This window comes from Pigmentibacter ruber (assembly GCF_009792895.1).
Lineage (GTDB): Bacteria > Bdellovibrionota_B > Oligoflexia > Silvanigrellales > Silvanigrellaceae > Silvanigrella > Silvanigrella rubra.
Map to the genome: position 1 here is coordinate 467,124 of NZ_WSSC01000001.1, position 10,532 is coordinate 477,655.

Annotated in this window: 11 protein-coding genes; 10 read left to right on the top strand and 1 reads right to left on the bottom strand. The window is 29.2% G+C overall.

Annotation, left to right across the window (positions count from 1 at the left end; translation table 11 throughout):
- The first annotated feature begins 1 nt into the window (after nucleotide 1).
- Nucleotides 2-634, top strand: a complete 633-nt coding sequence (locus GOY08_RS01970; protein ID WP_158996881.1) for a YigZ family protein — start codon at nucleotides 2-4, stop codon at nucleotides 632-634.
- On the opposite strand, the gene GOY08_RS01975 is transcribed toward GOY08_RS01970, so the two are convergent.
- A complete protein-coding gene (locus tag GOY08_RS01975; RefSeq protein ID WP_202914009.1) occupies nucleotides 609-1,313 on the bottom strand; it encodes a peptidylprolyl isomerase in 705 nt (234 codons plus the stop codon). The two genes, GOY08_RS01970 and GOY08_RS01975, sit on opposite strands and share 26 nt — an antisense overlap.
- A 114-nt stretch (nucleotides 1,314-1,427) precedes the next feature.
- Here GOY08_RS01975 and GOY08_RS01980 point away from each other — a divergent pair, with 114 nt between their 5' ends.
- From GOY08_RS01980 to GOY08_RS02020, 9 genes are all read left to right on the top strand, one after another.
- A complete protein-coding gene (locus GOY08_RS01980) occupies nucleotides 1,428-2,537 on the top strand; it encodes a S1/P1 nuclease (protein WP_158996882.1) in 1,110 nt (369 codons plus the stop codon).
- A gap of 515 nt (nucleotides 2,538-3,052) precedes the next feature.
- Nucleotides 3,053-3,901 (top strand): ATP phosphoribosyltransferase, encoded by an 849-nt coding sequence (gene hisG, locus GOY08_RS01985; protein ID WP_158996883.1) that lies wholly within the window; start codon nucleotides 3,053-3,055, stop codon nucleotides 3,899-3,901.
- A gap of 1 nt (nucleotide 3,902) precedes the next feature.
- The gene (locus GOY08_RS01990; RefSeq protein ID WP_158996884.1) at nucleotides 3,903-5,552 is read left to right on the top strand and encodes an aminotransferase class I/II-fold pyridoxal phosphate-dependent enzyme; all 1,650 of its coding nucleotides are present in this window, start codon (nucleotides 3,903-3,905) and stop codon (nucleotides 5,550-5,552) included.
- On the top strand, nucleotides 5,549-6,133 hold the full coding sequence (hisB, locus tag GOY08_RS01995) for an imidazoleglycerol-phosphate dehydratase HisB (RefSeq protein WP_158996885.1): 585 nt from the start codon (nucleotides 5,549-5,551) through the stop codon (nucleotides 6,131-6,133). The genes GOY08_RS01990 and hisB overlap by 4 nt, the downstream gene beginning before the upstream one ends.
- Entirely contained in the window at nucleotides 6,127-6,708 is a 582-nt protein-coding gene (gene hisH / locus GOY08_RS02000; protein ID WP_158996886.1) for an imidazole glycerol phosphate synthase subunit HisH, read from the top strand. Before hisB ends, hisH begins: the two co-directional genes overlap by 7 nt.
- Nucleotides 6,696-7,478: an imidazole glycerol phosphate synthase subunit HisF gene (hisF, locus tag GOY08_RS02005; RefSeq protein ID WP_158996887.1), complete on the top strand. Its 783-nt coding sequence runs from the start codon at nucleotides 6,696-6,698 to the stop codon at nucleotides 7,476-7,478. Before hisH ends, hisF begins: the two co-directional genes overlap by 13 nt.
- Nucleotides 7,465-8,694, top strand: coding sequence for a phosphoribosyl-ATP diphosphatase (hisE, locus tag GOY08_RS02010; RefSeq protein ID WP_158996888.1), 1,230 nt, complete (start codon nucleotides 7,465-7,467; stop codon nucleotides 8,692-8,694). The genes hisF and hisE overlap by 14 nt, the downstream gene beginning before the upstream one ends.
- Complete coding sequence (gene hisD, locus GOY08_RS02015; protein ID WP_158996889.1) at nucleotides 8,691-9,962, top strand: histidinol dehydrogenase; 1,272 nt, start codon at nucleotides 8,691-8,693, stop codon at nucleotides 9,960-9,962. The genes hisE and hisD overlap by 4 nt, the downstream gene beginning before the upstream one ends.
- A 129-nt stretch (nucleotides 9,963-10,091) precedes the next feature.
- Nucleotides 10,092-10,532: a hypothetical protein gene (locus GOY08_RS02020; protein WP_158996890.1), complete on the top strand. Its 441-nt coding sequence runs from the start codon at nucleotides 10,092-10,094 to the stop codon at nucleotides 10,530-10,532.

Sequence of the window (10,532 nt, forward strand, 5' to 3'; positions counted from 1 at the left end):
TATGTTCGAGAATTATCGCACAATTGGAAAAAATGTCAGTTGTGAAATTATAATTGAAAAATCAAAATTTATTGCCTCAATAAACAAAGTGGTTTCAGAGCAAGAAGCGACTGAATTTATTGCGGGAATAAAGCATAAATATTGGGATGCCACTCATAATTGTTCTGCATTTTTAATTAATAACAATGAAATGCGTTCTAGTGATGATGGAGAACCTGCTGGCACTGCAGGAAAACCAATTCTTGAATGCATAAAAAAGAACAATTTACAAAAAATTTCAGTTGTTGTTACAAGATATTTTGGTGGAATTAAATTAGGAGCAGGAGGTTTGATTAGGGCTTATACTGCAGCAACTCAAGAGGCAATTAAGCATTCAGGGATTGAAGAACATATTTTTTATCATGCCTTTGAAATGAGTTTAGATTATGAGTTTTGGAATAAAATAGAACATTTTTTCAAAAGCCAAAAGATAGTTTATGATAAACCAATTTATCTAGATAAAATAACTGTTACTTTTTATACCTTAGAAACTAAAATGATTTTAGATGAATTAAAAAATAAAGGAAATGGAACAATTATAATTAATGAAAAACCTGGTAAATATTTAGCTACTCCACTAGAAAAGCCTCTTTAATAATAGCTTCTTCTGGATAAAAGGGAACATGATACATTCCTTCTCTTTGGCCTATTTTTATTCGTGCTATTTTCTGAATAATTTCCATTCCAGAGATTACTTTTCCAAATACAGTGTAGCCTTCTTCAGTAGATGAATAATCTAAATATGAATTGTTTGATAAATTTATAAAAAACTGTGAAGTTGCTGAATTGGGATCACTTTGTTTTCTAGCCATGACAATAGTTCCAATTAAATTTTTAAATCCATTTTTAGAATTATTTTTGATTGGAGGAAATAGCGGGTTTTTTTCATTAAAATGAATGTCATAACCTCCTCCTTGAATTAAAAAACCATCAACAATTCTATGAAAAATAGTATTATTATAGTAACCCGCTTTGACATACTCGAGAAAATTATTTACAGTTTCGGGATCCTTATCTTTAAAAAGATCTAGTCTTATTTTTCCAAAGTTTGTGATCATCACAACTTCGGCATGTCCCTTGGGAACTGGCAGTTCAGCAAGAGCTGTTTTTTGTTGGCTAGACGCTTTTTGCTGTTTATTTGATTTCTTTTTTATTTTCGTTGTTTTTTCTTTTTTAACAACTTCTCCTTTACTTGGAGCCGCAATGATACTTGGCACGCAAATTGTAAAAGAAAGGAGTAAAAAGACATGTAACATTTTAATTGTTTTTAACATTCATGAGCCTCCTTAATCAGTCTCTTATTACAGGTAAAGCAAGTCAAGATGATAGCCAGATAAAAACGTACTATGATTTAAATTAATATTTAATGAATATCCATAGGAGAAGCAATGCGAATTCAAGGAAAGGTATTTGCTATAATAACTTGTGTAAATTTTCTAAGTATGAATAAATCTTTTGCTTTTTGGGATCAATCACATCAATTGATTGCTGGAATAGCAGAACAAAAAATATCAGAAAAAACAAAAACTGAAGTGTATCGACTATTAAAAATAGCGATAGCGACTCCTGGCAGTGAAGAATTAGCAAGAAATTCTTCTACAATGGATACTGCAGCCTCTTGGGCGGATAATATTAAAGGATATAGAGAAACCGAGAACTACTCAACTTGCCATTATACAGATGTACCCCTTACTAAAGAAATGATTGGCAAAGATATAAATGATGATGAAGCTATGGCTAAATTAAAAGATGCTGTAGCAAAGAGCAATTATAATTCAGTAAATTGTTTAAAAAGCTCTATTAAAACTTTATTAACTAACTCAGAAAGTGATGTGAAAAAGGCTATAGCTCTGCGAATGGTCTTGCATATTGTGGGTGATATTGGTCAGCCTTTGCATAGTGCAGAACTTGTTTCAGGTGATTTTACAGACGCAGGTGGAAATAATATTAAACTTGATAAGCCAGTTAACATTATCAATATTGATGGGACATCTTCATCAGCTAATAATATGCATAAAATTTGGGATTCTTCGCTAAATATTTATTTTCAATTTGCTTATGATCCTGAGCGAACTAAAAAAGGTATTTATACAACTGAAGAAACGAATGCTACTAAAAAAGATTCTATTTCTATAATTAAAAATAAAAATTTTAAATTTTTAACAAATTCATTAGAAAATTCTTCAAATGAAAGCTTAATAGAAGGATGGGTTTTAGATTCATATAAAACTGCTGTTAAAAGTGTTTATACTGATATTAAATTACCAACTTCAGATTTTAGTTCCCAAGCCACTATAACAGCTTCTTTTACTAAAAACTGGAAATCTTATCATGATGATAGAGCTGATATAATTGGAAATCAAATAAAGAAATCTGGGATTAGATTGTATTTTGTATTAAATGAAATTTTTGACTCTGGAAAAATAGATAATCCATATAAAACCTTAGTAGAAAATATTAGGAACGATTCTTCAATCCAACCTTTTGGGAAAAAGTAACTAAATATTAATATTTACAATCTATTAAAGAAAAACAAAATTTATTAGTAGATTAAATTTATTTCAAGAATTATAAAATTATTAATTTAAATTATGCATAATTAAAATTAGTTGGATTAAGTAAATAATCCATATGTATTAAAGTAAGAAAGAAATTAATCGATTTCTTTCAAGTATAAAAATCTTGACATTAGATAAATATTAATTTAGTCTGAAGATTCCCTTTAAATGGAGCGTCTTATGAACTACAGACATCATCATTTTAGCCATCATCATCCTCAGCCTTTGGAAGATCATAGGTTTTAATGACCATTTAAGTCTAAATAAACCCTGTTGTGTCTTCTGCACCAACGGGGCTTTTTTTTGTCTCATTCAATCATGATCAAGCATTGAGTCAAAGCAAAAAATCTGTTGGAGTCTAAAAATTAAATAATGAATCTTGTTTTACTACAGCTACTTTTTAAAGAAAGCATGTGGTGAATAGAAAAAACGTTCAAAATTAAGGAAATATTAATATGGTACTACGCATAGTTCTACCCAAAGGTCGAATTTATGATAAAGTTTGCGATATACTTTCAGAATGTGGATTAAATTTCTCGGCGACGGATAGAAATTATAGACCGCATGTTTCAAGGAAAAATATAGAAATAAAACTCTTAAAAAGTCAAAATATCCCGCCTTTAGTGGAATTAGGCCATCATGATATAGGTTTTGCAGGTCTTGATTGGATAAAGGAACAAAATTCCAACGTCGTAAATTTGCTAGATTTGGGTTTCGATCCTGTAAAAATCATTGCCGCTATTCCTGAAAATTCAGATATAGAACAATTAAAAAATAGACCAATAGTTGTTGTTTCAGAATATGAAAATTTAACTAAACAATTTTTAAATCAAAATGGATATCAATTTAAATTTATTCGTTCTTATGGTGCAACGGAAGTTTTTCCTCCAGAAGATGCAGATCTTATTGTAGATAATACTGCGACAGGAGCCACTTTAAAAGCAAATCATTTAAAAATAGTAAGTACAATTCTTGAAAGTACAACGCAATTTATTGCAAATAAGCAAGCAATGAATGATCCAAATAAAAAAATACAGATAGAAAATATTTTATCCATCATGCAGGGAGTAATTCAAGCGAGAAATAGAGTTCTTTTAGAAATGAATTGTGAGGAAATAAATTTAAATCAAATTGTTTCTATTTTGCCTTCTATGCGTTCTGTAACTGTTTCTAAACTTTTTAAATCGAACTGGTATTCGGTTAAATCTGCAGTTTTATTAAAAGATGTTCCCGATTTAATTGTTAAGTTAAATATTGCTGGGGCAAAAGATATTTTAGAAATTCCAATTAGGAAAGTTATGTAAAATGGAAAATAAAAATGAATTAACTGAACTGAAATTAGATTTTAATGAAAGAAGTGATTGTTTTCCAAACTGGTTAATTGAAGCAACTAAAAATTTAAATTTAAATTTTTTATGGAAATATCCTGATAAACAAGAATTTGAAAAAAAATTAGCAAAAACAATTTCTTGTTCTGAAAAAAATATATTAAGTACAAATGGGGCAGATGAAGGGATCGATTTAATTTTCCGAATGGCTGCGAAACAAAAAAGAAAAATTTTACTTCCACTTCCTGCTTTTGGAATGTATTTAGAAGCAGCAGAAAAAAATTCATTAAATCTTCTAAAAATTTTTCCAAAACCGAATTTTGCACTAAATAAAAAATTATTACTTAATTCCGTGTCTAAAAATCAATTAATTGTTTTAACCAGTCCAAATAATCCAACTGGCGAAGTTTTAGATGAATTATTTTTACGCAAACTCATCCTTTATGCAGAACGATTGGGGAGTCTTGTATTAATTGATGCTGCATATGGAGAGTTTTCTTTGAATGATTTTAGTATTAAATTAGCCAAAGAGTTTAATAATGTTTTAGTGCTCAAGACATTTTCAAAAATTTATGGTTTAGCTGGAATACGTCTAGGATATATTTTTGCCAAAGAAAATATTTTGAATGAAGTCAAATATTTTATCTTTCCTTTCAATATTTCTGATTTTAGTTTGCAACTAGGATTAAGAGCTTTAGAAAATGATGTCCAAACAGAAAATAAAGAATACAGTAAAATTATAAAAAAAAATGTAGATTATATCACGAATCAATGTAAAAATATATTTTCACTAAATGTAATAAAAAGTGAAAGTAATTTTATATTTCTTCAATTATCTAGAAAAAGATCAGAATTATTATACCGTTTTTTGATTTCAAATAGAGTAAAAGTTAGAAAATTTAATGAAAATTATTTAAAGGGTTGCATACGAATCACGATTCCAAAAAATATAGATAGATTGTTTTTGCTCATGCAGCAAATTTTAAGACCCTCTTTGATTTGTTTAGATATGGATGGAGTTTTAATCGATACGCAAAATACTTATGATCAATGCATAATTTCAACAGTAAATTATTTTACTGATTTAAAAATTACAGTTGATGATCTAAATATAAAAAGAAATTTAGGTGGTTTAAATTGTGACTGGGAATTAACAAAAAAAATAATAAAAGATAAAACAGGAAAGAATTATGATATTGAAATAATTAAAAATTATTTTCAACTGAGATATCAAGAAATTATTAATAAAAATAATCAAGAAAAAGTGCTTATTAATCATAAAACGGGAAATTATATAAAAAAATATAACTTAGCAATTGTGACAGGTCGACCAAGGGAAGAAGCACTTGCTGGTTCTAGACAATTACCTATAAAAATAAAAGAAATAATTTCTCGTGATGATGTGAAGAATTTAAAACCTTCTTCTGAAGGAATTGAATTAATAAAAAATAAACTTCAAACAGATAAAGTTTGGATGGTTGGCGATACAATAGATGATATTCGTGCAGCAATTTCAGCAAATGCGGTTGCTATCGGGGTAGGGAAAAAAAATAAAGAATATTTATTAAAAACAGGAGCGCATTTTGTCATTGATTCAATTAATGAAATAGGGGATTTATTAAGATGAGAATATCTAAAAAAAACCGTACAACCAAAGAAACGACGATATCGATAAATTTAAATATTGATGGAAGTAGGAAAATTAATATAGATACTCAATTAAAATTTTTTGATCATATGTTAGAACAATTAGCTTTTCATAGCAATTGGGATTTAGATATTCGTGCTACGGGTGATATTGATGTAGATGATCATCATCTTATTGAAGATATAGCTATATTACTGGGAGAATGTTTAAATGAATTACGTTTGAAAAAAAAGAATTTGATGAGATATGGTCAAAGACTATTACCTATGGATTCTACTTTAATATTATGCGCACTTGATTTAGATGGAAGAGGAGAATGTGTTATTGATCTTCCTTTCTCAAGAGAATTTATCGGAAAAATAGCTACTGAAATGTGGAAGCATTTTTTTAAATCATTATCTTCAAATGGGAATTTTAGTCTCCATATTAAAACTTTATATTTTGATAATAATCATCACTTAGTAGAAGGAAGTTTTAAATCTTTAGCTTTAGCACTTAAAGAAGCATTTACTCTTAATAATTCAGAAAAAATATTGAGTACGAAAGGAGAAATATGCTAAAAAAACCATTAATTGGAATTTTAGAAACAGGATCTGGGAATATTATAAGTCTTGAAAATTCATTAAAACGAATTGATTTAAATTCTATTCGTATCTCAAATAAAGCACAATTTAAATTGATAGATAAATTAGTTATTCCTGGACAAGGAAGATTTGGTTCTGTTTTAAATCATTTAAATAAATCCGATTTAAAAGATGAACTTCAAAATTGGACTATTAAAAATAAACCCCTATTAGGAATTTGTATTGGTTTACAAATATTATTTTCAGAAAGTGAAGAAGATATTGGAATAAAAGGGCTTTCATTTTTTGAAGGAAAAATTGTTAAATTAGAAAGTCCAAAGCAGCCTATGATGGGTTGGTCAAATATTTACTATAAAAATAATAATCAAGTTGAACAAGTCTATTTTGTAAATTCATTTGCTTCACCTGAAATAAAATTTACCATTTCAACTTTTGTGAATGGAAAAAAATATAGTGCAATTTTAAATAAAGGTAATATCACTGCTTGTCAGTTTCATCCAGAAAAATCAGGAACAATTGGATTAAGGTTATTAAAACAATGGCTCTATTAAAAAGAATCATCCCTTGTTTAGATATTAAAAACGGTCTTGTAGTAAAAGGACAAAAATTTGATTCTCTCATCACGCTTGGAGATCCTGTTTCTTTAGCTAAAAAATATGAAGATGAAGGAGCAGATGAATTAGTATTACTCGACATCAGTGCTTCATTAGAAAACCGTAAGGCAATACGAGAAATTGTTCTTGAAGTTGCAAAAGTACTCACTATCCCTTTTACAGTAGGGGGAGGAATTCATCAATTAGCGGATATAACTGCACTGCTCGAAGCAGGAGCGGATAAAGTATCGATCAATTCAAGTGCAGTCCAGAATCCAAATTTAATTGATGAAGTCGCGTCTTATTTTGGGTCACAGTGCATTGTTATTGCTATTGATTATTTGAGTAGTGGTTCTTCTGATAATGTTTTCATTCATGGCGGTACAAAACAAACTAATAAAAATGTGATTGATTGGGCTAATGAAGTTACTCAAAGAGGTGCTGGTGAATTGCTTTTGACTTGTATCGATCGTGATGGAACAGGTGCTGGATTTGAACAAAATATTATAAAACAGCTTAGTAATAAATTAACAATACCAATTGTTGCTTCAGGCGGAGCAAAAAAAGAAAAAGATTTTATCGATATTTTTAAGGCAGGTGCTGATGGTGCATTGGCAGCAGGCATTTTTCATAGAAATGAAATAAAAATTCAACAAATAAAAACACTCATGAAACAAATGGATATACCTGTTCGTATTTCAAAGGAAGTAAAAGATGTTAATCCCTAGTATTGATTTGTATAATGGACAAGCTGTTCAATGGCGGCAAGGAAAAGAAAAAGTAATTGCAAGAGATGATATTTTTGAATTATTAGAAAAATTTAGTTTGTACGGAGAAATTGCTTTAATAGATTTAAATGCAGCTTTGAATCAAGGAAACAATACAGAACTTATTAAAAAAATATTACAAAAAATTCCTTGTCGTGTTGGAGGAGGAATACGTAATAAACAAATTGCTATAGATTATTTAAAATCTGGGGCGACGAAAATTATAATTGGAACAGCAGCTAAAGAAAATTGGGTATCTGAATTAACTAAAGAATCAATCATAATTGCAATTGATGCAGAAAATGATGAGTTGTGTAATAATGGATGGACGCATAAAACAGGAGAAAATGTATTAGATGTAATGGAAAATTTATCTTATAAATGTAGCGAATTTTTATATACACAAATTTTAAAAGAAGGAATGTTACAGGGTATAGATCGTGAAAGAATTTCCAAAATAATATATAATTCTTCTGTTCCTTTAACTATTGCGGGAGGAATTTCTACTCAAGATGACATTAATTTTATCAATCAACAAGGCGCAAATTGTCAAATTGGAATGGCGATCTATACCAATTTTCTTTCCTTAGATGATGCTTTTATTGCAAATTTATCATTTAATAAAAATGATCTCATACCTACAATCGTTCAGGATATAGATACAAAAGAAGTTTTAATGTTAGCCTATTCAAATGAAATATCATTAAGAATGGCCTTTCAATCTAGAAAAGGTGTGTATTGGAGTCGTTCTCGAAATAAATTATGGATAAAAGGTGAAAATTCAAATAATTTTCAAAAATTAATTCGAGCAGATTTTGATTGTGATGGCGATTCACTCATTTTTCAAGTTCAACAAGTTAATAAGGCTTGTCATTTAAAGCGATGGAGTTGTTTTTCTTCACAAAGAAATCAATTTAGCCTTTCCTCTTTAGAAAAAATAATTGAAAATAAAATAAATGAATTGAATCTTAATTCTTTTACTTCAAAGCTATTTTTAGATAAAAATCTGCGTTTCGAAAAATTACGTGAAGAGACAGAAGAATTAATAGAAGCAGTTCATTATGAACATGTACGTTGGGAATCAGCAGATTTGCTTTATTTTCTTCTTGTAGATGCCAAATCAAAAGGGGTTTCCTATAAAGACATTGTAAATGAATTGAGGGCGCGAACAAAATGATAATATCAACTCAAAACTGGAAAAGAAAACCCTTAGATTATTCATTCAAAACTTCAAAAGATGTTGAAAAAATGATTTTAGATATTTCTCAACGTGGAGATTTAGCTATCAATGAATATAGTTTAGCATTTGATAACTTTTTACCGAAATGGATTCAATTAAAACCTTTTAAAGAATATCCTCTTGAAAAAAAATTAAAAGAAGCAATATTATTAGCGGCTAGTCGCATTCGTCGATTTGCAGAATTCCAAATGGAATCCTTTTCATCGAGTTCATTTTCAGATGAGCATGGTCAATATAGTCAAATCATAGCACCGATCGATAGAATTGCTGCATATATTCCAGGAGGAAAAGCACCTCTTATTTCATCTGCACTGATGACTTTAATTCCTTCACAGGTAGCAGGATGTTCAGAAAGAATTGCATTTTCACCGAGTACAAATGAAGTTTTACTTGCAGCTGCTTCTCTTGCTGGAGCAACTCAGTTTTTACAAATTGGTGGGGCTCAAGCAATTTGTGCAGCTGCTTTTGGTTATGACTTAATGCCTTCATGCGATTTAATTGTTGGACCAGGAAACCGTTATGTTTCTGAAGCAAAATTTCAATTACAAAATAGAATTAAAATTGATTCGATAGCAGGTCCGAGTGAGATTTTAATTGTGATAGATCAAAATACACAAATCGATTTAATCTTGGAAGATATTTTAGCACAATGTGAACATGGTGAAGATTCTTGTGCTGTTGTTGTTTCCTGTCATAAATTAATACTCGAAACTCTCATTCAAAAAATAGTCGCTACACATTCAGATCCAAAAAATTTAATTGAGAAACAAATTCAATTTATTTATGCTGAAGATCCGTTGAGACTGATTTCTTTTTGCAATCATTACGCACCGGAACATTTGCAGTGGTGTGCAAAAAGTATTTCGTGCGAAGGATTGAAACATTATGGAGCCTTATTTATTGGAGAATACTCTCCAGTTGCTTTAGGAGATTATTTAAGTGGGCCAAATCATACATTACCTACTTTGGGAAAAGCAAAATATTCATCGGGATTATCTGTTTGTGACTTTATTCGATTTCAAACGAAACAAGAAATAAATTCTTCAACAACTCTTTTTCGATCTGCAAGAATGATTGCTCAAGCTGAAGGACTAGAACATCATGCTAAAAGCCTTGAAATGAGGGAAAAATTTAGAATTCAAAACAAGATTAATTTAAACAAAACATTCAAGAAAGAAAGTAATATTGTAAAAATTACAATATAACACTTTAAAATAATTAATAAAATTTATAATTTTAAACATAATAACAATAAAAGTCGATAAATCTGTATAGTATTGAACTCTCTTTCCTGAATTGTCATGTTGTTAATTTTCCTGCTCTTTGGAGGAAACATGGAAATTGAAGAAAGTGATGTAAAGAATGTGGATGAACCTAAAAAAGATGAAGTATCTGAAGCTCATGTAATTAATAATGTAATTCCCTTTCGCCCTAATAAAAGTAAGGAAAATCAAGAAGAGAAAAGTGAACCTGGAAATATAAGCACTAATACGAATATTAAAGTAACTATTTTAGAAGCAGCAAAAAGTTTGATTAATGACTACGAAAAATTTACTTTACTGGACTATTCTAATTTAAAAGTTGCAGTTGATGAATATGCCAAAATACTTGTGGAAAATAAAAAATATTTAGATTCCTATAGGGTAATACATTCAAAAATCCATATTGATGAAGGAATTAAACTTCGATTTTTAGCTGATATGGGAAAAGCTACAGAACAAGAATGCTCATTACATATTCTTGACTTCATTGAAATAATTGAAACTATACAATAA